The sequence below is a fragment of the Microcoleus sp. S36a_B3 genome (assembly GCF_036700745.1).
Taxonomy (GTDB): domain Bacteria; phylum Cyanobacteriota; class Cyanobacteriia; order Cyanobacteriales; family Microcoleaceae; genus Microcoleus.
The window spans coordinates 1-26,519 of sequence record NZ_JAUBPN010000025.1 but is presented as its reverse complement, the minus strand read 5'-3'; the positions used below and the strand labels follow the sequence as shown (position 1 = coordinate 26,519).

Sequence of the window (26,519 nt, the reverse complement as noted above, 5' to 3'; positions counted from 1 at the left end):
GTAGGGTGCGCACTGCGCACCGGTTAAGTTGATCGGATAAGCAATAAGCACCGGCTGACTAAATTTCAGGAAATCAGGACTGACGACCTAATCATCTTGGGTGCACAATATCAAAGAAAGTCAATGTGTTAAATCTGAAGCACATAAGAAGCATTAAACCGCTATTTCACGTTCGGATTAGTCATAATTAAAGCAAGGAAAATTGCCTGGAATGAGCTTAGGTTCAAAATGAAAACGCTTCGGTGGGCTACAAAGTCAACCGGTGCGCAGTGCACACCCTACAAACTAATGACTAATGACTAATGACTAATGACTACTTCTGATTCTTGATAATATCCTCCAACTTTTTACCAGCAGGAAGTTCAGTAAACACCCGATCCCCCGCCTTGGCACCCTCCAAAATCTGAATCTTGTTACCAATAGTCGATCCAACCGTCACAGGCATAAACTTCGGCTGCTGCTTCTCATCGGGAACTAGCACACCAGTTTGACCTTTATTAGTCACAATAGCCACCGTCGGCACAACTAAAGCATTGCTCAGCTTTTGACCGACAAATCTCAAATCTACATTCATACCCGACTGCAAGAAATCCTTGCCAGAGTCGATCGCAACTCGCACTTGAAACAGCGTCACATCCCGTTCCTTAACAGCTTCCGGCGCAATTAACTTAACGCGGCCTTTAAACACTTTATCGGGATAAGCATCAGCCACTATTTCAACTATTTGACCAGGTTTAATTTGACTAATATCTGCTTCCGGGACTTTCGCCAAAACCTCCACATCTCTAGCCAAAGCGACAATCGATGTCGAAGTAGCCGAAGTAGCTTCCGATGCCGAAGTTGCCGGAGTTACAAAAGCTCCTTGAATGGCGTATCTTTGGGTAATAATTCCCGCAAAAGGAGCGCGAACTTTCGTATCTTCTAACTGCACTTCTTGAAAACGGACTTGAGCCTGAGCTTCGGCTAAATCAGCTTTAGCGGCAGCTATTTCTTCGGGGCGAGCACCGTTTTCTTGGGCGGCCAATTGGCTTTTTGCTTCAGCAACTCCTGCTTCGGCTTTAGCGATTTCTTCTGGACGGTTGCCGTTTTCTAGTTGCGTTAATTTGCTTTTTGCTTCGGCAACTTCTGCTTCGCCTTTGGCAATTCCTTCCGATCGCGTACCGTTTTGCAACTGTTTTAATGCTTGCTGCTCGACATCGACAGCAGCTTGCAGTTGCTTAATTTGCGACTGCCGACTTTCTTGCAGTTGTTGCAGGCGTTTTTGGGATTCTGTTAATTTAGCTTGAGCAGTGCGATCTTCTTTGATTAATTCATCCAGTTTATCTTTAGCAAGAGCGCCTTCTTGCACTAACGGGCGGTTACGTTCCACCCGCTTAGCTGTTAGTTCGGCTTGGGCTTTACTCGATTCAATTTGCGTTTGTGCTTGGGCAATTTCTTGTTTAACACTGCCGGTTTGAGCATCTGCTAAGCGAGCTTGAGCTTGGGCTAAACGAGCTCGCCCTTGGCCTACTTCTTCGATGCGGCTACCTGCTCGCAGTTGCTGCAAATTAGCTTGAGCTTGGGCTAAACGAGCTCGCCCTTGGTTTACTTCTTCGACGCGGCTGCCGGCTTGGAGTTGAGCCAGAGTCGCCTCGGCTTGATCTAAGCGCGCGCGGGCGCTGGCGATGTCTTCCGATCGATTCCCGGCTTCGATTTTGGCTAGTTTGGCTTGCACGCTGGCTTCGCGGGCTTTAGCTTGAGCCAGTTGAGCTTCTACATCGCGGCTTTCCATCCGCGCCACGATTTGTCCTGCTTCGACTTTATCGCCCTGTTCGACAAATAATTCTGCGATGCGCCCGGAGCCTTTGGGGCTGAGATTCACGCGCTGTACGGGCTGCACCGTGCCGCTCGATGTGATCCGCACCGTGAGGTTTTGGGCTTCCACCGGCACTGTCATTGTGGCGATCGCATCTACTTTCGGCTGCGATCGAATTTTTGCTATATATAAGGTAGTCGGTACAGCTAGCAACCCGGCTGCCACCAAACCGATCGCCCACCGCCGCATCTTCGGGGCCTGTTTTTTCGGAGACTGCTTTTGGGCGGTTTTATTATCTGCAATTTTAGTCTCTGCGGCCTTGGTGTCTGCAATCTGAGTATCTTCCACCTTGACCTGAGCAGTTTCCTTTTTGGGGCTAACGATCATACCGACTCACCTAATTTAATCTCAGGATTACCTTTAAGGTAAAATTTTTTCTGATGCTCGGCATCGTCTTTCAGACTCATCCGATCGGGTGATTTAAAAAAAGTTCCCCAACCAGCACCTGTAAACAATTATAGCTAATTATTGCAGCTTATTAAAAAATGTTAAGCTTTTTCAGTCTCAAGATGTGGCCCCAAACTTCCCTCGCGCCAAACTCAGTCTATGGGAAGGCTTTCTTCGAGGTGCGATCGAGCGCTTGGTTGCGCCACAGCAATCCCAGGGCGATCGGGCAGTGTTAAGCTCGTGACGGCACAATATGAAGACTCTTCTCATAAACCCGGTTTCGCGATCGCAAAGCTTAAATCCTGAATATATATCTGCCCCGTACCCGCCACAAGTTAAAATATTTGGCAAATCCCTTAAAAATGGAAAACACAAAAAATGAATCGTCCTCAAAGCGTTACAATTCTGGCAATTTTGCAGCTAATTAGCGGGATATTCAGTATCCTTGACGGCTTGTTCATCTTGCTATTTGCCGGCATTTTTGGCGGTCTCGGTGCGGCCGTCGGCGGTGCAAAAGTTGGCACAGTAATCGGCGGCTTCATTGCAATCTTTGCTGCGATCGCTATAATTATCGGAATTATTTCCCTAGTCTTAGCATGGGGTTTGTTTCAACTCAAAACTTGGGCTTGGACGGGAACATTAATTATTCATGTCATCGCCATTTTGGCGCAAATTGCCAAACTGTTTGGCAGCGCAGGTGCAGCAGTCAATTTTTTAACTTTGGGTTTTGCAGCAGCTAGCATTTACTACTTGCTGCGGCCGGATGTTAAACAAGCGTTTTCTATTGGATCTATTAATCGTTTCTGATTGATGAATAAGATTTTTTTTTGAACCGTAGAGGCGCAGAGGACGCAGAGAAAGAAAGGCAAAGAGAGAGGTTGAAAAATACTTTCAGGATTGTTATTTTCTCTAATTAACGGTACTGAATTCTCGGATCAAAAAAAGCATAGGAAATATCAACCGCCAGATTAATCAATACAAAAGTCACAGATACAAAAATTACTCCACCTTGAACAATTGGGTAATCCCGCGCCAGAATACCGCTGTAAATCCAAGAACCAATTCCCGGCCAGGAGAAAATCGTTTCTGTCAGAATCGCGCCGCCTAAAAGCGTCCCAAACTGCAAACCAATAGTTGTGACGATCGGCAAAAACGCATTTTTCAAAGCGTGTCTCAAAATTACCCAAAATTCCGGCAAACCCTTCGCCCTCGCCGTGCGGATGTAATCTTGCTGCATCACTTCCAGCATAGCAGCACGGGTGATGCGAGCGATAATTGCTAGGGGGATAGTTCCTAAAGTCAAGGCTGGAAGGATGAGATGGGCGATCGCATCCCGCAAAGCCGCCAAATCCCACCTCAGCAAAGAATCAACAACATAAACACCCGTAATCGACTTAAAACCAAACCCCAAATCCACACTCATCCGCCCGCTTGGGGGCAGCCATTTCAGATAAACAGCAAACAAATAAATCAACATCAATCCCAACCAATATACTGGCAAAGATACCCCAATCAAAGAACCGCTCATCGTCAGATTATCCAGCCAGCTATTTTTCCGAACCGCAGCCAAAATCCCCGCCGGAATTCCCAGCAAAAGAGCCAGCAACATCGCCACCACAGACAGTTCAAAAGTAGCAGACCAGCGAATTTTAATTTCATCAATTATTGGAATACCGCTAATAATGCTATTTCCTAAATCAAAGCGGAGCAAACTCCCTAAAAAAGCCAGATATTGCAAAGGCAAAGGCTGATTTAAACCCAATCTCGCCTTCAATATTTCCACCTGTTCGGGAGTTCCGCGTTCTCCCAAAAGCACCGTCGCCGGGTCTCCCGGTATCAGGTGCAAAAAAGCAAATACTAGCAGAGTGATTCCTAACAGAACCGGTAATATTCCCAGCAAACGTTTAACAATATATTTAAACATTTTTATAAGTAGTAATTCGCGACTGATAATATCCTGTTTTGTGGCATTTTTATCTGGGTTCTTTTGTTCAACCCGCGTCGGCGGGTTTTGTCTGTGTAGGCGCGGTTTCAACCGCCGTCTGCTGATAATATCCTGTTTTATGGCATTTTTATCTGGGTTCTTTTCTTCAACCCGCTCCCGTCGCGTGAGTGTTTGTGTAGGCGCGGTTTCAACCGCCGTCTGATCTATGCAGGAATTCTCAAGACTTGCTCACATCCTCAAAAGACTCGGAGCCCAAAGGACTCGGAATCCAACCTTGAATATTCTTGCGTTTCCCTAAAAGCGGCTGGGAATGTACGATCGGCAAACGCACAGCTTCCCCATGCAAAATCTCGCTAACTTCCGCATAAATTTTCGCCCTAACTGCTTTATCCCCACTCGCCCTTCCCCGATCCAAAAGTTCCAGAACTTTCGGATTTTTCCAATTTCCCAAATCCGCCGTCGAACCCGGCCCGAAGTGAGGATAATAGAAATTGTCTGGATCGCCGTAATCTCCTGTCCAGCCCATCATAAAAGCTTGAAATCCGGGAGGTTTTAGCCGATCGGCTAAATAAGCAGACCAATCTTTTGTTAGCAACTTTACCCGAATCCCGATCGCGCTCAAATCCGCCGCCAAAGCTTCAGCAATCGGCTTCGGCGTGGGAAAATAGGGACGGCTGACCGGCATATACCACAAATCCAAATCAAAACCGTTCGGATAACCGGCTTTCGCCAGCATTGCTTTAGCTTGCTGCGGGTTAAATTCGTAATCTTTAACTTTGTCTGACTGCGCCAAATTCACCGCAGGCGGAACAAATTGCGAGTCGTGTTTTCCGAGTTCTCCCCAGAAAGCTTTGACTATGGCTTCCTTGTTGATTGTTTGCGCGATCGCCCGCCGCACCTCCGGTTTCGACAAAGGCGCGTAACTCGGATTTAACGCTAAATAACCCACATTAAAAGAAGGACGCAAAACAGTTTCTAAATTAGCATCCGCCTGTACCTCTTTCAATTGATCCGGTGTTAAATCCACAGTAAAATCAAGTTGACCGGCCCTCAATTGAGCCAGTCTCGCCGCCGGATCGTCAACAAACCGAATTACCAATTGATTAACTTTTGGCGTTCCTGGTTTCCAATAATTAGGATTTTTCTCTAAGATGATGCGATCGCCCGAGATCCATTCTTTAAACACAAAAGGCCCCGTACCCACCGCCAGCGACCCCGGAGTGCCATATTTAGCCCCCGCTTTTTTCACCGCCGCCGGACTCGCCATCCCAAAATAACCCGACCCAATCGCCGAGGGAAAAGCCGCAAAAGGTCGATTTAAAACAAACTTAATCGTAGATTTATTAACAACGGTAACATCTTTTACCAGGGAATCTTTATCACCCTTAAATCCTGCAAAAAAGTCTTTCCAAATTTGATAAGTTTTCCCCGCCTCTCGATAACCGTCAGGATTTTTGGCATCCCACCAGCGATCGACATTAAACTTAACAGCGTCCGCATCAAAATCCGTCCCGTCGTGAAACTTTACCCCCGATCGCAATTTAAAAGTCCAAGTTTTACCATCCGTGGAACTCGACCATTCCGTAGCGAGACTCGGTTCGAGTTCCACAGTTCCCGGTTTAAAATCAGTCAAGCGATTGTAAATTTGGTCGATCGCAATCACCGAATTACCATCCGTAATATTTCCCGGTTCCAGATTGACCGGCGGCCCGCCCGCACCGTAAACTAAAGCACCCGGTGGAACGGCGGCGGGAGTTGGCCCAGTGGGAGAATTATTGCTAACCGTGTCTGAAGTAGTGCTGCAATTTGATAGAATTACAGCCATCCCAAAAAATAAACCTAATAAAACTAAACGCCAGGATTTTAACAATCTCATCTCAATAACTTCCGTTTAATAGCAAATTATACTCCTATAAATAAAATTCTAAACTGCTCTTTCTCTCCCCTCTGCGATCTCTGCGGTTTATTTAGTCAATTTTCTATTAATAAAATCCAATCTAATTAACAAACCAAATCGAACACGCTTATGATATCATGTTCGAGGTCAAAATCTCAACTCGCACCTTTACTTTAGGCAACGCAACAACCATCGCAGCAAAGGTTTGCTGCCATGCTATCTCAAAACCGATGCAATGCTGCACAAAAAAGGCATTCACGGTTAATTCACTGCTGCCGAAATCAGACCCCAATTTGTCCGCTAACAGCTAAAATCAAGTTCGCGTCAATAAACATAAATCCTGTGCGGCGGGTTCGGATATTTATAAACCCGCCGCGCCGCCACTCAATAGGCAACAGTCATGCGCTTGCGAATAAACTGAGGCCGCTCAACTTCATCCAGCAGGGCGATCGCAAAATCCTCAGCCGAAATCCGGCTTTTACCCTGTTCGTCCACAACTAACATATCGCTTCCCAACCGAAATTTACCAGTCCGTTTACCGCCTTCAAATTCTGCGGCTGGACTGATAAAAGTCCAATCCAAATCAGCAGTTTTGTAAACAGCAAATGCCTCCCGATGAGCAAGGGATGCTGCACGATACTGTTCTGGAAAATCAGGAGTATCGACAAGTTGAATCCCCGGAGTTATTTCGAGACTACCTGCACCGCCAACTACAATTAAGCGATTAACGTCGGCACGAGATAAGCCGTCAATCAAGGAATAAGCTACTGTTACAATGTCTTTAGCTAAAATCGGGTTATTAGCAGTAGCAGCACCGGGCCCGGCGGCGCTGATAACGGCATCGTGTCCTCTGACAATTTCAGCAACATTAGCAGCATCTAGAACATTACCCACAACCACGGTTAGGCGATCGCCCGAGATAGAAAAACGCGACGCATCCCGGACGATCGCGGTTACATCATGTCCCCGCATCAATGCTTCAGAAACAATGCGACTCCCAGCCATGCCATTTGCACCAAATAATGCCAGTTTCATTAAAAATCTCCTGTTTTGCTAGCTTAAACTGCTGAATTTCTCTCATATATGGCGATTAAACCATTCACAAACATTGCTAACTGCTAAATCGATCGTTTCAGGCTCTTCATAAAATTGAAACTGCACTCGATCACCCAACCAAACCAGATGCTTATCTGTAGCTGCAATCAGCTCAAATAACTTTTTAGGCAAAACTGAACCGCTCGCGGCTCTGTCAGCGTGTACCATTAACAGTGGCAAATTCAATTTTTCAACAGTTTCATCAACCCGATAAGTCCACAATTCGGCTTCGCTCATCGCAGCCACTCGGTTTTCCCATTTGCCCAAAAAATCCCAAGCAGGGCCGCGCTCAGCCCAGCGAATGTACCACTGATAAATCGGTTTTGGCAGCAGCAAAGCATGAGGGTCGCTCAAGCTCACAATCGGAATATAATCAACTTCGCCTGTTGTTTCATATTTAGTTTTTGCTTGACAACCCCGTTCAATTCGTTCCCGAGTTTTATCCTCGCCGCCGCTGTATTCATCAATCGTTTCTCTGGTGAGATAATGACCCGCCACCACGGCTAATGCCTTAATTCTAGTGTCCTCTACTGCTGCCTGAATAGTCCAATTTACACCTTGGCATATACCCAGCAAATACACTCTATTTTTATCTACTTCTGGGCGGCTGAGCAAATAACTAACTGCGGATTTCACATCAGAAACTTTGGCTTGCGGACTTTCATAGCGGCGGGGTTCACCGCCGCTTTCCCCGTGAAAAGACGGGTCAAATGCCAGCGTTACAAAACCCGATGAAGCCATGCGGGTAGCATATTGGACAGGCGATTGTTCTTTGACAAACGCTACTGGGCCTAGAATCGGCAGGGCTGGGGCTGGTTTGGAAAGATTGGTGGGAATATATAGATTTCCCACCAATTCAGCACCGTTGCTGTTAAAGGTAACGCGCTCCTTTTTGTAGGAACCGCGAGCTGATTCTATGTCTGTATTTTGCATATTTTCCTATTGGGCGCGGCTCGCTCTAGGTATCAGGCTCAGCAAGAAGCCACTGACTCCGGCTGCACCCGCTTTTATTAACTTTCTGCGTGAAGCATTCGATCGGTTTACTTGAACTGCAAACATCGCTTTAACCTGTAGGTTTCTGCCTAAAAAGCAGCATAAGTCAATTGCACCAGGCAAATCTTGTAAATTCTCCCGATAAATTGCAAAATCTGGCGATACTGGCTTCGCCTCACAACTGATGGCGATACTGTCGCGGAGTCAGACTGGTATAGCTGCGAAAAACATTAGTAAAGTGGCTTTGATCGCAAAAACCGACAGATTGACTAATATCAACAAGGGTGAATTTTGGATTAGAGAGCATTTTTTTTGCTCGCTCAATGCGGCACTGCAATACATATTGATGGGGAGAGAGTCCTGTACTTTGTTTAAAGAGTTTTCCAAAGTGATGAGAACTCATCTGCACAACGATCGCCAGTTCTGCCAAACCTATATCGCGATCGAGATTATCTTGAATGTAATCCAGAATCTGCTGCAATTTGGATGGAGATAGTTTTCCTAATTTAGGAGAATTGGTAATTTTTACTGTACAGTGATGTCGCAGCAGATGCACTGCTAGCAAAGTTTGCACAGATTCCACATAAAGGCGATCGCAATAATCTCCGCTGCGCTCCACTTCCGCGCTGAGGGTAAGAGCAAGCTGTTCTAGAAGCGGGTCGCTAATGGCGAAGCGATCAATTAATTCGATTGTTTGAGGGGCGCGATTTCTTCCGCAAGATCCGCTAACGCAACTTTCAATCGCAATCCGTTCTAACACCGCAGCCGGCAAATAGATATCTAATATTTCAACAGCAGAATCCCAAAACCACTCAGGTTCTCGAAAAGCAGGTACAAAAGTGAATAAACCAGGCAATGTTAGCCGCTCAATCAACTTCCCGCCGTCTAGCCGCCGTTCTAAACGCCGTTCTAAATTACCTGGATTCGCAATGTGGAGGCTGAGGCAGTGGTCTGCTATTCCAGGGTCGGCAATTCGCTCTCCCGGTGGAGCATAAACTGTGCGTTCGGCACGCAAACCATCTTTAAATATCGGCATATAACAATCCGATTCGGGATTTGCAAACATCAATATTTCTCTCTTTTCTCTTTCTCTGCGCCAAGAGGGCCCTCTGCGGTTCGTTGAAAAAAAATTTAGTTTACTTCAAGAAATAGGATTGCTATAGGCGATCGCACCACAAGCCTACAACTCATAACTCTCTTCACCCAGACTCCCCAATTCTCCCCTACCCAGAAACTCTTCATCCTCTGCTTCATCAACCGCCAAATCAAAACTTTCAACCACAAACGGCAAACCGGCTGCCATCAAACCGCGTTGAATGCGATCGGGCGTTTCCTCAAACAACACAAATAGCGGATGAACCGCCTCAGCTTCATCACTGAAAATATGTCTGTAGCGGTGCGGCATCACCCATTCGTAACCTTTATCCAGCCAAACCTGAGACTGCCGCCAGCGACCCAACAAAGCAGAAAAATCCTCGCTTGGACGATGAATGAAAATCAAAATTTCCACTCCAATTTTCACTTTCCACTCGGGATCGCACATCAAAATCACCAAGTCGCACGGCAAACAAACCGCCTGTCCGGGCGATATGCTAGTCCCCCCGCTTCCCGCATAGGAAACCCCGTCCCGCAAGCGCGCAATGGGCAAAGGAATGCTTATTAAACTTTCGTTGGCCCGGCGGATACTCGGAATCATTTCCATGTAAACCCGATATTTTTTCAGCAGGGCGATCGCGGCAGAAGATTCGCTGTACTCTGCTAGTAAGACCTCGTAATGTGATTGTTTAACAGACATTTTAAATTAAGTAATAAGTAATTAGTCAACAGTTAACAGTTAACAGTTAACAGTTAACAGTCAACTGACAACCGCCAACTAACTGCTGACTATTTTTTACAGCTTCTGAAACACTGCGAACATCGGCAGATACATCGACAGCAAAATCGAACCTACGATACCACCGACGACAACAATCATCAGAGGTTCTAGCATACTGGTAAGTCCTTTTACTGCTTCTTCAACTTCCGTTTCGTAGAAAGCGCCAACTTTCATCAGCATCTTGTCAAGTTCCCCAGTTTCCTCACCAATTGCCATCATTTGAATAGCCAAAGACGGGAAAACTTGCTGTTCTTGCAAAGCAATACTGATCATGCCGCCGCTTTGAATTTCCTGTCTCGCATATTCGATCGCATTAGATATCGCCTGGTTTCCCGCCACATCTCGCACAATTTCCAGCGAATTGAGAATCGGCACGCCCGATCGCGTCAGCGACCCAAATATCACGCAAAACCGAGCCACAGCAGATTTTTCGATCAAATCTCCAAAAATAGGTAACTTCATCGCAATCCGATCGATTTGCAGGTGGCCCATTGGAGTTTTGTAGTACATATCGAAGGCAAATTTTAGCGCTATAATCACCCCAATAACTGTTATCTGTTGGATCGGAGGCCAAGCCGTACAAAATGCACTAATTGCCAACATAAATAGCGTAAAACCCGGCAAATCTGCACCAATATCCTTAAAGATTTTAGCGAAAGTTGGTAGCAAGAATATAGTCATTGCGAAAAAAATCACGATCGCGATGGAGAACACAGTCTTCGGATAAGACATCGCCGAATTAATTTCAGCCTCCGTTTTGTGATTTTTTTCCATCATCAGCGCCAGACGGTCTAGGGTTTCATCCAGCACACCGCCGACCTCTCCGGCCGCCACCATACTGATAAACAGTTGGTCAAAAACATCAGGAAACTTCGCCATCGCCTCTGCCAAGTTTATCCCCTCCTGCACGTCAGCATTCATGCTCCTGAGCGCCCGCTTCAACTTCGCATTAGAACACTGCTCGTGCAGCACGGAAAGGCATCTCACGATCGCCACTCCGGCATTAAACATAGCCGCAAACTGACGAGCAAAAATAGCCATATCCTTAACAGTAAGACTGGTAAGGTTATACTCGATTTGCTCCTGAATCGCACTGAAATCAAAACTACCTTTCGGTTTTTCTCGGACAACGTTGGTAGCCACAGCTCACCTCTGAAAATTTATTAAAAATTAGTTGTCAGTTGTCAGGTGTTAGTTGTTAGTTGTTAGTTGTTAGTTGTTACCCATAATTAATAACAACCGCCAACAGCAAACTGACTAATGACTAATGACAACTGACTGCTGACGGAATTAATGAGCTCCTACCTTGGTGCCACCAACAGGTGCCGGGCCAATCAAGCGTTGGAGTTCGTCAGCCTTAGAAGCCTTGCCCATTGCCGATTCCCAAGTGATTTTCCCGGTTTTGTAAAGTTCAGCCAGGGCCATTTCCATCGTCCTCATACCCAACTTCGCTCCCATTTGGATTTGGGAGTAAATCATGGGAGTTTTACCCTCCCGGATCAAGTTAGACATAGCTGGAGTATTCACCATGATTTCCATAGCGCAGCAACGGCCGCCCCCAATTTTCACTACCAAATTTTGGCTAGCAATTCCGACTAAAGAGTTAGACACCTGGGCGCGAACCTGGGGCTGTTGAATCGGTGGAAACACGTCCAAAATCCGATCGACCGTTGCACCGGCAGAGTTAGTGTGCAGCGTTCCCATCACCATGTGACCAGTTTCTGCCGCCGAAATTGCCAGACCGATCGTTTCCAAGTCCCGCATTTCCCCCACCAGAATTACATCAGGATCTTCCCGCAGGGCTGCTCTCAGCGCATTAGAAAAGCTCTTAGTATCTTCGCCCTTTTGACGCTGGTGAAACAAACTCTTGATATTCGGAAACACGTATTCGATCGGATCTTCAACTGTGAGAATATGCTCTGCCCGCGTCCGGTTGATCAGATCCAACAAAGCAGCCATCGTAGTAGTTTTCCCGGAACCGGTTTGTCCCGTCACCAACAACATACCCCTCGGTCTTTCCGTCATGTCCCGCAAAATCTGGGGCACGCCTAAAGCATCTGCGTTAGGAATCTTGGAAGCCAGAGCCCGCATACAAGCAGCCCAAGCACCCCGCTCCCGGTAGACATTGACCCGGAACCGAGCCAATCCTCTCACGCCGTAAGCACAGTCGAGCTCCCACTCCATTTCCAACTGCTTGCGCTGCATATTGTTGAGCATTTGGAAAATCAGGATTTGCACTTCCTCAGCAGACAGAATGTCGCCGTATTGCGTTTGAGGAGTTAGTTTACCGCTGACTCGGAAGAAGATCGGCGCACCCGCTTGGATGTGTATGTCCGAACCCCCTTGTTCTACCAGGGACTCCAGTACGTCTTCAATCATCAGACCCATAGATACCTCTCCTAGATCGAGTTGATAGTTATTGACTAATTTAACTCAGTTAACAGTTGACAGTGAGCAGTTGGCAGTGGGCAGTTGGCAGTGGGCAGTGGGCAGTTGACAGTTGACAGTTGGCCGTTACTACCAATAACTAATGACTACTAACTAATGACTACTGACTACTGACTAATGACTAATGACTACTGACTATTGACTACTGACTATTGAATCAATCCAAAAAGCGCGGTGTCAAGCAGTACGGACAATCCAGCATCTCCGGCTTCAATTCTGCCCGACAAGTTTTGCAGGTAAGTCCCTGCTTGCGCTTAGCTTTCATTTCCGCCTCCAAACCCGAGTCAGTAAACGTCACCCGCTCGACTTCTTCAAAGGTAGTCGCGCCTTCTCGCACCAACTGCAAGCTGTAAGCCAACAACGTTTTCATCCCTTCTTCTACTGCTGCTTCCTTAATTTGCTCTGTGGGAGCTCCTTGAGTGATCAGAGTTTGAAGCCGCTCAGTATTTTTCAGGTACTCGTAAACCCCTACCCGTCCTTTGTAACCTAGGCCGCCACACTTGCGACAAAGTTGCTCGCGTTCTGCCAGTTCCTTCCTTTCTTCGACGGGTACAGTGTTGGCTTTGTAAACAGTCAGATCAATTTCTTGAGAAGCCGACAGACCGTACTTACCGAGTTCTGCGGCAGTAGGCTGGTAAGGAATGCAGCATTTGTCGCAAACGCGCCGCATCAGACGCTGAGCCAACACGCCCAACAGAGCGGCCGAAACCATGAACGGTTCTACGCCCATTTCGGCCAAGCGCGCGACTGCCCCGGCTGCGTCGTTGGTGTGCAGCGTCGTCAGCACCAAGTGTCCCGTCAAAGCAGCTTCCAGAGCAGTTTTTGCTGTTTCCCTGTCCCGCGTTTCCCCGACCAGCATCACGTCAGGGTCTTGCCGCAAAAATGCCCGCAGAATGTTGGAAAAAGTCAAGTCTTTTTCCCGAATTACTTGACATTGGGTAATTCCGGGCAAAGCATATTCGATCGGGTCTTCCGCCGTACTGATATTAACCCCCGGATCGTTCCGTTCCGCCAGAATCGAGTACAGAGTAGTTGACTTGCCCGAACCCGTCGGCCCCGTCACCAAAATTAGCCCGAACGGACGGCTAGCAGACTCTCGGACTAAAGCCAAAGTTTCCTCGTCGGAGATTAACAAACCCAAACCCAACTGAGTGCTGGAACTGTCCAAAATCCGCAGCACAATTTTTTCGCCGTACCGCGAAGGCAAGCTGTTCACCCGGAAATCCACCGTCCGTCCCTCGAACACCCGGCGGATGCGGCCGTCTTGAGCTTGTCGGCGTTCGGCAATGTCTAGGTTGGCAATAATCTTGAAACGAGCCGTAATCGCTTGGACTACCTGCTTGGGAAACCGGAAATACTCTTGCAGCACCCCGTCTTTCCGCATCCGTATCCGCATGAACTCTTCTTGAGGTTCTACGTGGATGTCAGACACCTTTTCCGACAAAGCTTTAGCCAAAATGATATTCACGGCTTTAATTACCGGAGCTGCTTCAGCATCGTCTAAGGTGTTAGCTAGGTCTTCTTGATCCGCACTCTCCTCTTCGAGCGAGAGTTCGCCAAAATCTCCCTCCCCTAATTCGAGCTTTCTCTGCTTTTCGGCTTCTGCTATTTTGGCTGCTACTTTAACTTGGTCGTCTTGATAGGCGGAAGTTATATCCTGATAGTCGTCTGGGGTAATCACCAAGCGCTGAAAACTCAAGCCGTGAGGCTTCAAAATCCGCCGCAAATCTTCTTGAGCGTTGAGGTTGTCGGGATCGACCATTGCCACTACAACCGCCGGAGGCTCAGTTTCCGTTTTGGCTACGGGTAAAAATCGGCCTTGGTGACAAATATCGATCGAAATCTTCAAGCCCTCAAGCATAACTCCGAGTTGCTCGTTAGACAGGGCGCTCATCTCCGGGTCAAATGCCTCAACACCGTAGACTATCTTCCTTTCAAACATCTGCTGCTTTTTATAAAGCCGCAGCAATTCTGGTGGCAATGGCTGCCCGGTAAGTGCTTCTAATACCTCCGTCAACCGTTTGCCCGAGTTCCGGCTATCAATTTGAGCTTGCTTCAGTTGGTCGATGTTGACGTAACCCGACTGAATCATCTTGTTGAGAGCCGGAGTAAAAGGGCTCAGAGCAACTATCGATGTGGAGCGAAGCCCCTGGGATGCGTTAGTCATAGAAAAACACTCAATAGGTGGGAAACTCAGTCACAAAGAGTGCTGAGAGGAAAACCAACGCGGGCTTTTAACCCTCGTATGCTTTGCTTGTGGATGAGCTATTGTGATTTGATGGCTCAATCCGTATATGTCAAGTGTAAGCTCGTAGTCCGCTCTAACTTTGGTCTACAAATTGACGAGAGTTTGGAGGGGGTTGCCGATGCTTGCCATCAGATATTGTTCGTGGAGTGCCGACTTTGTTTAGTTACCGGATGAACCCGCGAGATACTCTGGTTATAGCCTCGTGACACATCACTTGGGGATTTGCCCTGGGGTGTGTCGCTTTTGTGCGATCGTTTTATATTCGCAAATTGTTTGGTCAAATGACCGGGCCCTCGCAGGCGCGGTGCGTCTGTACTAGGTTCAAGCTCGGCTATGTGCTTGTTAATGATGATAGCTTTGACTAAGGGGTCGATCGATCTTTTGAGATATATTTTGATTAATTATCTGCGATCGCCCGATCGGAGTCCGATCGCGCCTACTTTGAGCAGCTCTAGTTTTGGGTCGCCAAATATTACTTTAATTATATAGCAGTTCTCACTTTCGATGAGGTTTCGCTCCCTCAATCTCAAATCTCAAATCTCAAACTTGTACGCTCGCGATGTGTGAGCCAGCGATTTGTGAGCCAGCGAAGCCGAAGCAAGTCGAAGTATCTCAAATCTAAAACTGGTACGCTCGTGATTTGTGAGCCAGCCTAGTCGAAGCAAACCGAAGTATCCAAAATCTTAACCTGTACGTCACTTTTTAGAGAAACGCTATACCTTGATATCCCACCTTTGTCACTCAAACTTGATGATTCATAAATCCTGGCAATCACCTAATTAGATATTCTTCGTATTTACAGATTGCTAATCTAGATATCAAGATATAATTTTTATGATTTTCATTTCCAAATATTTCAAATTTTAAAAGCTTAAATATCAGCAACACAAAACAGTTTGAACCAGCAGTTACAGCATTTTTATGATAGGTAACGGATTCCCAGAAATCGCTCAATAGCAAAACATAACTTTTGAAAAAAAACTTTTATTATATTAATTCATCCTAACCTGTTGAATTTTTATCATCTTATCAAGACTAACAATGTATTTGATTCGTTAAAGAGAATTAACTACTATTTTATATAAAAATAGTGGTTAATTATATTGTCAAAACTCTCTAGACAACCTCAAATTGCAAGTATTGATGGCGTAGCATTAATATTTTACAACTCTTATTTTATAATTAGACTCGAATTATAACCAGCAAACCAGATATTATAATCCAATCGCGGGAATAGCACTTTTTTAAGAAGGCTTTTTACCAATGGAGAAATATTTTTTGTTTTTCAACCCAATAACTTACTTCAAATTTTGCCTAGAATAATTAGATTAAGTGACTTAATTTAACTGTATTTTTAAGCAAATTTTGAATCTATATTTTCCCCAAAAAAGCGATAAACTGTAATAGCAAAAGCTATTATTAAGAAATTTTCTAATCTTATTAAAACATACAAGTTCGCGCTGTGCCAACTTTCATCGCAGCAGAGAGACACATTGCACAATCAATAGTTTGAAGGGCGCTGAGACAGGCTAAACTCGGTCTGCTAGCGAGGTGAAATTGCCAGGAATAGTATAAATTTAGACTGACACTGATACTCTAAAAAAAGATTTAAATGCGATCGCATTAATCCCAAACAAGGCTCTAACAAAAGGTTTGTTACTGGCTCCTGCGATCGGTAGAGATATAAACAACACTTTCAAGATTTTATTGAAAGCTTGGACGGATGTTTCGACAAAGGCGCGAAATATCCTATAAATTAGAGGGCACATACAGAGTAAATTCTAGTTCTCTCGATTTACCGGGTTAAGTGTATCTGCTAGAATTGATAGGGTTCTGTCGCGCAGCTATTATGATTGAAGAGGAAAAACAGCAAGATCTAGATCCTGGCTCAACTGGGGAAACCCCAGAGGGTTCGCCAATGGCAAGCGAAACTCCGCCAGCACCAGCAAACTCGAACGAATCTGCCGATTGGGAACTCGAACTTGCTCGAGCTTATCAAAGTGCTCAGGCTGACTCGAAGCCAAACGCCTCCGGGGATGCTCTCACGGGCGGTTCCACCAACAGTCCGACTGTAAATGATGGGGCTGAGTCTTGGAAGAGGGAACTGGCCGAGGCGAGAGATGAAAAAGAGGCTTTGAAAACTCAAGTGCAAGCCGCATCCGCTCAAGTAGAAGAGCTAAAAAATCAAAGTCTCCGCCTAGCAGCAGATTTTGAAAACTTCCGCAGGCGCACCCAAAAGGAAAAAGAAGAGTTAGATTTACAGGCAAGATGTGGCACGATTAAAACCATGTTACCGGTAATCGACAATTTCGAGCGCGCTCGATCGCACATCAAGCCCCAAACTGACGGTGAAATGAACATTCACAAAAGCTACCAAAGCGTTTACAAGCATATGGTAGATAGCCTCAAGCAAATCGGGGTTTCTCCGATGCGCCCCGAAGGCGAACAGTTTGACCCCAACTTCCACGAAGCTCTACTGAGCGAGCCAAGTGACGAACACGAAGAAGGAACAATTATCCAAGAACTAGAACGCGGTTACATTCTGGGCGATCGCGTCTTGCGACACGCCAAAGTAAAGGTTGCAGCGCCTGGGATATCTGTGGTAGCCTCAGATGAAAATCCCGATAGTTCGGAAAGTTAATCGGGATACAACCTACTGCATTCCTCGAAGTCACTAACCCCCGAAGAGAATTCGGGGGCGTGAAGGTGGCAGTCTCACTAACTTCTTAACTCTGGACTAAAAGCGGATTGGCGCTTTTTCAACAAATTCGGAAAAATGTTTGAACCCGTCCAAAAACGGGTACCTTCCCCCCGACTCATACCATTTTCGATTGGTGATTTGTGATAGGGAATGACTGACCTCATAAAAATTTGGAACCAAGGCCGATATTTGAATTTTTTCTGGGAACAGGTATGTGTAGCATCGATTCCCAAATTTTAGACTTTTGTGCGAGATCCCACATGAATCTGTGGAGTCAATTCTTCAATCTAAAATATAAAATCGATCGGTCTTTATATCTGGCCCTAGGACATCAAGTTTATTTCCTACAAATCCGGTCGGGTGGTGCTTGTTAAAACAAGCTGAGTCGTTTTTCATCCCCCAACTTGTAGTTGGACGTTTGCAAACATCCTACAAAGTTTTATGAGGCGCTATGGTAAAAATTATTGGAATTGACTTAGGCACGACTAACAGTTGCGTAGCTGTGTTAGAGGGCGGTAAACCCGTCGTGATCGCCAATTCGGAGGGCGGCCGCACAACTCCGAGCATCGTAGGATTTGGTAAAGGGGGCGATCGCCTGGTCGGTCAACTAGCCAAACGGCAAGCTGTAACAAATGCTGTAAATACTGTGTACAGCATCAAACGATTTATCGGACGCAGGTGGGACGACACGGAAGAAGAAAGAGCCCGCACTCCCTATACCTGCATCAAAGGCAAAGACGACACCGTTAACGTCCAAATTCGGAACAAGGTTCACACCCCCCAAGAAATCTCTGCAATGGTACTTCAAAAGCTGAAGCAAGATGCTGAAGCTTATTTGGGACAACCTGTTACCAAAGCCGTGATTACAGTGCCAGCTTACTTCACAGACGCTCAGCGGCAAGCTACTAAAGACGCCGGTACGATCGCGGGTTTAGAAGTCCTGCGGATCGTCAACGAACCGACGGCGGCCGCCCTTTCCTACGGACTCGACAAGCAAAATATCGAACAAAAAATCTTGGTATTTGACCTCGGTGGCGGTACTTTCGACGTTTCGATCCTGCAACTGGGAGACGGAATTTTTGAAGTCAACGCCACCGCAGGTAACAACCATCTCGGCGGAGATGACTTTGATGACTGCATAGTTCAGTGGCTGGTAGAAACTTTCCGCACTCAAGAAGGCAGCGACCTCTCAAAAGACAAAATGGCCTTACAGCGCCTCAGAGAAGCTGCAGAAAAAGCGAAAATTGAACTCTCTCTCTCGCAATCCACCTCCATTAATTTACCCTTCATCTCCTCTGATGAAAAAGGGCCGAAACATTTAGAAATGGATCTTTCTAAATCTCAGTTTGAAAAACTGGTGGGTCATTTGGTACAAGCGACGATCGAGCCGGTGACTCAAGCCCTCAAAGACGCAAGTCTGACCCCCAAAGATATAGACAGGATTATTTTAGTCGGAGGCTCAACCCGAATTCCGGCAGTTCAAGAAGCAATTAGCAAGTATTTTGGTGGCGCTTCTCCTGATAGATCCGTGAATCCCGACGAAGCTGTAGCTGTAGGCGCGGCAATTCAAGCCGGAGTGTTGGGCGGCGAAGTCAAAGATTTGCTGCTGCTAGACGTGACACCCCTCTCCCTGGGACTCGAAACCCTCGGCGGGGTGTTCACCAAAGTAATCGAGCGCAATACAACTATCCCCACCAGTCGATCGCAAATGTACAGCACGGCGGCGGACGGGCAAACTTCGGTAGAAATTCACGTACTCCAAGGCGAACGCGCATTGGTTAAAGACAATAAAAGTCTAGGCAAATTCCTGCTCAAAGGCATTCCCGCAGCCCCCCGTGGCGTACCTCAAATCGAAGTTACCTTTGAAATCGATGCCAACGGCATTCTCAAAGTGGCCGCAGAAGACAAGGGAACCGGAAAAGAACAAAGCATCCAAATCTCCAATACAGGAGGATTGAGCGAAACCGAAGTCGAGCGGATGCGCCAAGAAGCCGAACTCTACGCTGAGGAGGACATCAAGCGCGTTCAACTCGCCGAACTCAAAAATCAAGCTGACACGCTGGTCTATAATTGTGGTGTCACTTTAAAAACCAACGCGCAATTGCTCGGCGACGACCTCAAAGTCGCAGCCGAAACAGCAGCAACAACTTTGAAGGCCGGGATGGCTAACCCCGACATCACAACCGAGCAACTAGCCGAGCAAATCGAAGCTTTCAAGCAACTGCTATACTCGCTCGGGACAGCAGTCTACGAGCAAGCTCGCAGCGCAGCCCCGTCAGGAGTAAAGGTTGAAAGCGAGACGATTTCACAACCAATAGAGGTTGCAGCTACCGACGACAGCATTTCGCTGACCCCGGATCTGCTGGTGGCGCTCCAAGCTCCGCCGGAAGCTCCACCGCCACCGGAACCCAAACCGGAACGACAACCGGAACGACAGCCGGAACCAAAGTCAAAGCGACAACCGGAACGACAGCCGGAACCAAAGTCAAAGCGACAACCGGAACGACAGCCGGAACCAAAGTCAGAACCAACAACACAGGTTCCAGAACCTGAAGTTGATGAGATGAATCCTTTCCTTTAGAGATGAAAAGCTAAAAATTAAAAGTTAAAAATTCTCATTGTTAATTCTTGATTTTTAACTTTTAATTGGTAATTTCAGGAAAGGTTGCCCGTTTTTTTTTCGTACACTTTTTGTTATTTACCTCCAGGCAAGCAGCTTTATGGCCGGTGATTACTATGAAATATTAGGCGTTTCTCGCAGCGCAGACAAAGAAGAAATTAAGCGTGCTTACCGCCGCCTAGCTCGCAAGTTCCATCCAGATGTCAACAAAGAATCTGGCGCCGAAGAGCGGTTCAAAGAAATTAACCGCGCTTACGAGGTACTCTCGGAACCGGAAACCCGCGCCCGTTTCGACCGTTTCGGCGAAGCAGGCGTGACCGGTGCAGGCGCACCTGGGTTCCAAGACTTCGGCGACAGCTTTGCTGACATCTTTGAAAGCTTCTTCCAGGGGTTTTCCACGGGTGCGGGCGGCCAACAACAAGGTCGCAGACGCAGCGGCCCGGTGCGCGGCGACGATTTGCGACTGGATTTGCGGCTGGATTTCCGCGAAGCAGTGTTTGGTGGGGACAAAGAACTCCGCATCAAACACCTAGAAACCTGCGAAACTTGCACCGGGACTGGTGCAAAACCGGGAACCAGACCTCAAACCTGTTCGACTTGTAGCGGTAGCGGGCAAGTCCGCCGCGCTACTCGCACTCCTTTCGGTAGCTTTACTCAAGTTTCAGTTTGCCCCAGTTGCAACGGCACCGGGCAAGTGATTGAAGACAAGTGCGAAACTTGTGGCGGTCGGGGCCAGAAAGAAGTGATGAAAAAGCTGAAAATCACTATTCCCCCTGGGGTTGACAACGGTACTCGCTTGCGTGTCTCCAATGAAGGGGATGCGGGAAAACTGGGCGGGCCGCCGGGGGATCTTTACGTGTTCTTGGCGGTGAATGAAGACCCGCTATTTAAGCGGGAAGGCATTAATGTTAATTCGGAAGTGAAAATTAGTTACTTGCAAGCAATTTTAGGCTGTCGCTTGGAAGTGGAAACTGTAGATGGGCCGACGGAATTGTTGATTCCTACGGGAACTCAGCCTGGTACTGTTCTGACTCTGGAGAAAAAAGGGGTGCCGAAGTTGGGAAATCCTGTCAGTCGCGGCGACCATTTGATTGCGGTGTCTATTGATATTCCGACTAAGGTGACGGCTGAGGAGCGCGAGTTGTTGATGCAGCTTGCTAAGCTGAAGGGCGATCGTACTGGTAAAGGTGGCTTGGAAGGATTTCTAGGCAATTTGTTTCAGAAATAAGCAAATATTTGACACCCAATGGGTGTCAAATTTTCTTTTTTGATGATTCCGTGGCAATTTTTAAAATTCTCTCTCAAAAAATTGTATCCAATTGGACACAATTTGCCCAAGAAGAATAATTCGCCGACAATTGGTTTAATTCTCTCTCAAAAATTTGTGTCCAATTAATCTCATTTTCTCCGAGAAGAATAATGGCAGACAATTGCTTCACGAAAAACTAAGGGTTTCAGGATTTGAGATGGGAAATTTGAAAATAGAAAACACATGATGAATTCAACCTCGAAAATTGAAAATCCCAAATCCCCAGATGCCAAAATCGATCTGCGGGGGACTCCGTGTCCTTTGAACTTTGTCCGCACTAAACTGCGCTTGGAGCAAATGGCTCCGGGTGCTGTTTTGGAGGTGTGGCTGGATGCTGGGGAGCCGATCGAACAAGTGCCCGACAGTCTGAAAATGGAAGGCTACCAAATTCTAGAAACGCAGTTTGTCGCGGATGAGCCAGATGCGGGCTTTTTTGCGATGAAGGTGCAACGCCCAGAAAACCAGGAAGCAGGATGATTCTGAATTCCTCCTCGATCGTCGGTACTGTAGTGGCTGTTCAGGCTAACTTTTACCGAGTCAGGTTAGATCCAGCCGCTGGGATTCACGAAAATATAGCCCTGGCGGATGCTCCAATTCTGCTGTGTACTCGCCGCACTCGACTGAAAAAAATTAATCAACAGGTGATGGTGGGCGATCGCGTGGTGGTAGACGAACCCGACTGGACTGACCGCCGGGGTGCAATTTCTGAAGTCTTCCCGCGCCAAACAGAACTCAACCGCCCGCCTGTAGCTAATGCCGATCGCATTCTCCTAGTTTTTGCCCTCGCCGAACCGAATTTAGACCCCGCATCATTAACTCGGTTTTTAGTCAAGGCAGAATCTACAGGTTTAGAGGTGAATTTGTGTTTGAACAAATGCGATTTAATTTCGCCCCAAGAGTTGGAACAGTGGCGCGATCGGCTTTCCAGCTGGGGCTACGAACCCATGTTTATTAGTGTTCGCAGCGGATTAGGAGTCCAGGAAGCTGTGGCTAATTTACAAAATACAATTTATGTCAAACAAATAGTTTTTCAGCCTTTATCGGACAATATAGATAGTTGTAGGTTGCCTTTTGAGGATAACTCCCTACAGGTAAATTCTATTGATCCGTTAAATGCGTTAAGTTCCGTACAAAATCCGTTGCCGAATTTGCTTGAGAGCCGCACCTCAGACAAAATAACGATAATTTGCGGCCCTTCTGGAGTGGGCAAGTCCAGCTTGATCAACCAACTAATTCCGGCGCTTAACCTGCGAGTGAACGCTGTTTCTGGCAAACTCGGCCGCGGACGCCACACGACTCGCCACGTCGAACTATTTGAACTCCCTGGTGGCGGACTGTTGGCGGATACTCCGGGCTTTAATCAGCCGGCTCTAGAATGCGATCCGTCGGAGTTAGCTGAATATTTCCCAGAAGCGCGTCAGAGGCTGGCTGTGGGTAGCTGTCAGTTTAGCGACTGTTCGCACCGAGACGAGCCTAACTGTGTGGTGCGGGGATCTTGGGAACGCTACCAGTATTACTTGAGTTTTCTGGAAGAGGCGATCGTCCGCCAACAAGCTTTGCAAAACTCCAGCAGCGCCGAATCGAGTTTGAAGCAGCAAACCAAGTCGGATGGTACGCAGCAGTACGAACCGAAACTGCTAACTAAAAGATATCGCCGCTCTTCGCGCCGCCTGCAACACCAGTCGCTGCAAGAGATGTGTCAAGAAGATTTAGAGGAATTCTGAGGAGGTAGCGGCTCTCTCATCGCCTGCTAAAAAAGCCCCAAATAGTACCAAGACTTACCCAGCAACCCGATTTGATAGAGCAAGATCGCGGGCGATCGACTACCATAACCAACATCAACCAACATCGTCCGTAGTGCGGACTTTAATCCGCAACTTGGAGCTGACTAAAGTCCGCACTACGAACCAATTGCGAGATGGGTCAATCGACCGGACACGAGATAAGATAATTCTTTGTGGCCCAACACCTCGCTAGCAAGACTCGGTTTCTTTAATCGCGAGAGGGTAAGTCCCTGAGTACATTAATAGCTAAAATTAAATGGCCGAGAATTTGTTAAAAAAATTAGAACAGAAGCAAAAATTAGCGGGTACTGCAGGAGCAACAAGATTGTGACTATTCAAGAACTTTTTCAAAAAGGCGGCCCCGCCATGTGGCCCCTGTTGGTGTTATCGATTTTATCTTTGAGTACAATTATCGAACGTTTGTGGTTCTGGGCGAGCCTCCTGAGCAAAGAAAAGCAGATAGTTAACCGCATTCTTGAAGCGGCCCGCAGCGATTGGGGGGCGGCTAACGAGATGGCCAGACAAGCTAACCGACAGCCGATCGGGCGCTTTCTATCTGCACCCCTGCGCCTGTACAATCCTGAACCCGACTTATTTCGACTCGCACTCGAAGCCGCGGCGGATGAAGAGTTGGCTTCGATGCGCCGCGGCGACAAAATTTTAGAAGCTACGATCGCTATAGCTCCTTTGCTGGGCTTGCTCGGAACAGTTTTGGGCTTGATTAACTCGCTCAGTTCCATCCGTCTGGGCGACATCGGTACGGCGGCCACGAGTGGTGTCACTTTGGGGATTGGCGAGGCGCTGATCACTACTGCTTCTGGGATGGTAGTAGCAATTTTTACCTTGGTGTTTTATCGGATATTTCAAGCTTTTTTGTTCAACCAGGCAAAAATATTTCGCCGAGCCGGAAATGAACTGGAATTGCTTTACAGGCAATACTGGCCGGTGGCTAATGCTAAAGGTCGATCGCCCGGTGGGGAATACAGTAATTCTTCTTTTGGTTCGGATGGTTTGAACAGGCGTTCTCTCAATTCTCAAGAATCGGGAGAACGGAACCGGGAGCCTAAATTAAAAGGTTCCGATCCGGATGTTGATTCTACTTCTAATAATTAGAACGATGGAGAACTAATGAAGATTAACTTAGATACTCCTGCTGAAGAGGCTCGGATTGAACTGGTGCCTTTAATTGATGTGATATTTTGCATTCTGACGTTTTTTCTGCTGGCGGCTTTGCAACTGACTCGCCAGCAAGCGATTAATGTCGATTTGCCGAAGGCGAAGACGGGACAAACGCAGATGCGAGAGATGCTGATTGTCAGCATTGACGATTTGGGGCAAACTTATATAGACCAATTGCCTGTTAATTACCAACAGCTCGATCGAGTTTTAAAGAGTTTCCACACCACAAATCCTACGGGATTGACGGTTTTGTACGCCCCTCAAAATGCTAGATATGCCAAAGTCGTAGAGGTTTTAGACAAATTGCGAGAGGTAGGGGGCGATCGAGTTGCCCTGGCAACTCTTCCTAGTTCGGCTGCTTCCCCGCAGCCAAATCCGTCGTTTCCCAATTCTGGCATTCCTGCGGCACCTTCGGGCAATATCGGTCAACCGCTGCCGTCTCCTGTGGCTCCGGGGCAGCAGCAGTTCAATCCCAATCAGTTTCAATCCCCTCTGCCAGCTCCGGGGCAGCAGCAGTTCAATCCCAATCAGTTTCAATCCCCTCTGCCAGCTCCACAGCAGCCTAGCGACTCTGGCGCAAATCTGGGCATTCCTCCTGTTTCGCCTGCACCCACTGCTCCCAATTCCAGGCCTGGAGTCGCCACTCCACCGCAGAATGTCGGGCCCTCGAATTAGTCATTTAGTCTTATTGGTCATTGGTCATTAGTCATTAGTCATTAGTCATTGGTCATTAGTCATTGGTCATTAGTCATTGGTCATTTTAGCTGCTCGCGAAGTCGAAGGCTAGTCATTAGTCATTGGTCATCAGGAAGAGGAAGAAAGAAGAAGGAAGAGGGCTATAACGGCTTCGCGATCGGGCAAAAAGAACGAAGAAGAAAAAAGAGATATAGCAGTTCTCACTCTCGATGAGGTATTGATCCCTCAATCCCTCAATCCCTCAATTCCTCAATCTCCCAATTCCCCAATCTCAAGTCTAAAACTTGTATGCTCGCGACTTGTCCGCTGGCGTAGCCGAAGCAAGCCGAAGTATCTAAAATCTAAAATCTCAACTCCTCGCCTTTTTGAGAAAGGCTATAAATAGAAATTCTCCCAATCTCCCCCTCTCCCAATCTCCCCCTCTCCCAATCTCCCCCTCTCCCCCTCTCCCAAACTCTCCCGGACAGAAGCTTCGCCCGATTTGGTATAAAGCGCTTCAATTATTTTGGTTCGTACTGAGCCTTTTTTCTCTTTGTAAGTAGATAGAGTTATATAGCGGTTCTCACAAAAGTGAGGATAGCCCTATGCCCTATGCCCTATGCCCTATGCCCTATGCCCTATGCCCTATCCCGGATAGTACCTCATACCAGAGCACAGAAAGGCTATATATGCCTGCAGAAGGAACTTTTGCAGGCATTTCGCGTTCTCTATTGCTAAGTTATTTCTTGGGATAGAGGGTAATTTTGTCAAACAATTGTTACCTTTTGTAATATATACTAAAATGAGATGAGCCCGGAGGGCATCCTGAAACCAACGGTCGATCGCTGAAAAAGTTACAAATTGGGTCGATCCAGGTTTTTACTTTCAAGTCACCTTTACTTACAGAGGAGTCTTTCACCATGAGCCAGCCAGCAGAATTGTCTTTGGAACAACAATTTAGCCTGTGTTCCTTCAAAACACAGGTAAGTGACATGAGTCGCGAACAAGCTCAGGAGTTTTTGGTCAAGCTTTACGAGCAAATGATGTTGCGGGAAACTATGTACCGTCATTTTCTCAAACACCATTGGGGTTTAGAACCTAACCCTGGTGTTGAGTAGCACAGTCGCAGTAGGCGACCTCCGTCTCTTACTCTGTTCCCTCAGATGGAAAGGAGTTGGGGGTGATGGGGCGTCACTCTTTGAGCAGAATGTAGAAACCGGGCCTATGCAGAAAGTATCTGCACAGACTCAAGGTCGATCGGGAAAATTTCACTGTTTATTTTTTGATTCCCATCAATTTGGGGAGTCGATCCGAGCAATCTATCGATCGACATTACACGATCGCGCAAAAATAATTGATTGCGTTTGGACTAGAAAAGTTGATGGTTAATAATCCAGCGTTAATGTTTTAACCCCTTCAAAAATTTAACCAATTAGGGCTTGCTGGATAAGTGCAGAAAGGTTACACGGCGCGGTTATACGATCGCGCGATCGAGAGTTTAGTGCAA

At 47.0% G+C, this 26,519-nt stretch carries 20 protein-coding genes; 10 read left to right on the top strand and 10 right to left on the bottom strand.

Annotation, left to right across the window (positions count from 1 at the left end; genetic code table 11):
* Positions 1–313 precede the first annotated feature (313 nt).
* Complete coding sequence (locus QUA01_RS21840) at positions 314–2,182, bottom strand: efflux RND transporter periplasmic adaptor subunit (RefSeq protein ID WP_333092697.1); 1,869 nt, start codon at positions 2,180–2,182, stop codon at positions 314–316.
* A 158-nt stretch (positions 2,183–2,340) separates the two neighbouring features.
* Here QUA01_RS21840 and QUA01_RS21835 point away from each other — a divergent pair, with 158 nt between their 5' ends.
* Together QUA01_RS21835 and QUA01_RS21830 are read left to right on the top strand one after the other, a co-directional pair.
* Positions 2,341–2,478 (top strand): hypothetical protein, encoded by a 138-nt coding sequence (locus tag QUA01_RS21835; RefSeq protein WP_333092698.1) that lies wholly within the window; start codon positions 2,341–2,343, stop codon positions 2,476–2,478.
* A 142-nt stretch (positions 2,479–2,620) separates the two neighbouring features.
* Positions 2,621–3,049, top strand: a complete 429-nt coding sequence (locus QUA01_RS21830) for a hypothetical protein (RefSeq protein WP_333092699.1) — start codon at positions 2,621–2,623, stop codon at positions 3,047–3,049.
* Positions 3,050–3,155: 106 nt separating this feature from the next.
* Here the strand turns inward: QUA01_RS21830 and QUA01_RS21825 are convergent, their stop codons facing one another.
* From QUA01_RS21825 to QUA01_RS21785, 9 genes are all read right to left on the bottom strand, one after another.
* Complete coding sequence (locus tag QUA01_RS21825; protein ID WP_333092700.1) at positions 3,156–4,166, bottom strand: ABC transporter permease; 1,011 nt, start codon at positions 4,164–4,166, stop codon at positions 3,156–3,158.
* A gap of 238 nt (positions 4,167–4,404) precedes the next feature.
* Entirely contained in the window at positions 4,405–6,063 is a 1,659-nt protein-coding gene (locus QUA01_RS21820; RefSeq protein ID WP_333092701.1) for an ABC transporter substrate-binding protein, read from the bottom strand.
* Between the two features lie 405 nt (positions 6,064–6,468).
* On the bottom strand, positions 6,469–7,119 hold the full coding sequence (locus tag QUA01_RS21815) for an NAD(P)-dependent oxidoreductase (RefSeq protein WP_333092702.1): 651 nt from the start codon (positions 7,117–7,119) through the stop codon (positions 6,469–6,471).
* Between the two features lie 42 nt (positions 7,120–7,161).
* Positions 7,162–8,112 (bottom strand): alpha/beta hydrolase, encoded by a 951-nt coding sequence (locus QUA01_RS21810; protein WP_333092703.1) that lies wholly within the window; start codon positions 8,110–8,112, stop codon positions 7,162–7,164.
* Between the two features lie 235 nt (positions 8,113–8,347).
* Positions 8,348–9,238 carry an AraC family transcriptional regulator gene (locus tag QUA01_RS21805; RefSeq protein WP_333092704.1) on the bottom strand — a complete coding sequence of 297 codons (891 nt, stop codon included), beginning with the start codon at positions 9,236–9,238 and terminating at the stop codon, positions 8,348–8,350.
* Between the two features lie 114 nt (positions 9,239–9,352).
* Complete coding sequence (locus QUA01_RS21800; RefSeq protein WP_333092705.1) at positions 9,353–9,967, bottom strand: hypothetical protein; 615 nt, start codon at positions 9,965–9,967, stop codon at positions 9,353–9,355.
* Positions 9,968–10,063: 96 nt separating this feature from the next.
* Positions 10,064–11,191, bottom strand: a complete 1,128-nt coding sequence (locus tag QUA01_RS21795) for a type II secretion system F family protein (protein ID WP_333092706.1) — start codon at positions 11,189–11,191, stop codon at positions 10,064–10,066.
* A gap of 147 nt (positions 11,192–11,338) precedes the next feature.
* Positions 11,339–12,436, bottom strand: coding sequence for a type IV pilus twitching motility protein PilT (locus QUA01_RS21790; protein ID WP_333092707.1), 1,098 nt, complete (start codon positions 12,434–12,436; stop codon positions 11,339–11,341).
* A 217-nt stretch (positions 12,437–12,653) separates the two neighbouring features.
* On the bottom strand, positions 12,654–14,663 hold the full coding sequence (locus QUA01_RS21785) for a GspE/PulE family protein (protein WP_333092708.1): 2,010 nt from the start codon (positions 14,661–14,663) through the stop codon (positions 12,654–12,656).
* A gap of 1,930 nt (positions 14,664–16,593) precedes the next feature.
* On the opposite strand from QUA01_RS21785, the gene grpE reads away from it, so the two are divergent.
* The 8 genes from grpE (at position 16,594) to QUA01_RS21745 (ending at position 26,130) form a co-directional block, all read left to right on the top strand.
* The gene (gene grpE, locus QUA01_RS21780) at positions 16,594–17,385 is read left to right on the top strand and encodes a nucleotide exchange factor GrpE (RefSeq protein ID WP_333092709.1); all 792 of its coding nucleotides are present in this window, start codon (positions 16,594–16,596) and stop codon (positions 17,383–17,385) included.
* A gap of 511 nt (positions 17,386–17,896) precedes the next feature.
* The gene (dnaK, locus tag QUA01_RS21775) at positions 17,897–20,026 is read left to right on the top strand and encodes a molecular chaperone DnaK (protein WP_333092710.1); all 2,130 of its coding nucleotides are present in this window, start codon (positions 17,897–17,899) and stop codon (positions 20,024–20,026) included.
* Positions 20,027–20,165: 139 nt separating this feature from the next.
* Positions 20,166–21,293, top strand: a complete 1,128-nt coding sequence (gene dnaJ, locus QUA01_RS21770; RefSeq protein WP_333092711.1) for a molecular chaperone DnaJ — start codon at positions 20,166–20,168, stop codon at positions 21,291–21,293.
* 267 nt (positions 21,294–21,560) lie between these two features.
* Complete coding sequence (locus QUA01_RS21765; RefSeq protein ID WP_194009429.1) at positions 21,561–21,851, top strand: sulfurtransferase TusA family protein; 291 nt, start codon at positions 21,561–21,563, stop codon at positions 21,849–21,851.
* The gene (rsgA, locus tag QUA01_RS21760) at positions 21,848–23,098 is read left to right on the top strand and encodes a ribosome small subunit-dependent GTPase A (RefSeq protein ID WP_333092712.1); all 1,251 of its coding nucleotides are present in this window, start codon (positions 21,848–21,850) and stop codon (positions 23,096–23,098) included. The genes QUA01_RS21765 and rsgA overlap by 4 nt, the downstream gene beginning before the upstream one ends.
* A 387-nt stretch (positions 23,099–23,485) precedes the next feature.
* On the top strand, positions 23,486–24,271 hold the full coding sequence (locus QUA01_RS21755; RefSeq protein WP_333092713.1) for a MotA/TolQ/ExbB proton channel family protein: 786 nt from the start codon (positions 23,486–23,488) through the stop codon (positions 24,269–24,271).
* Positions 24,272–24,286: 15 nt separating this feature from the next.
* Positions 24,287–25,012, top strand: coding sequence for an ExbD/TolR family protein (locus tag QUA01_RS21750; protein WP_333092714.1), 726 nt, complete (start codon positions 24,287–24,289; stop codon positions 25,010–25,012).
* A gap of 920 nt (positions 25,013–25,932) precedes the next feature.
* Entirely contained in the window at positions 25,933–26,130 is a 198-nt protein-coding gene (locus QUA01_RS21745; RefSeq protein WP_006635253.1) for an NblA/ycf18 family protein, read from the top strand.
* Positions 26,131–26,519: the final 389 nt, after the last annotated feature.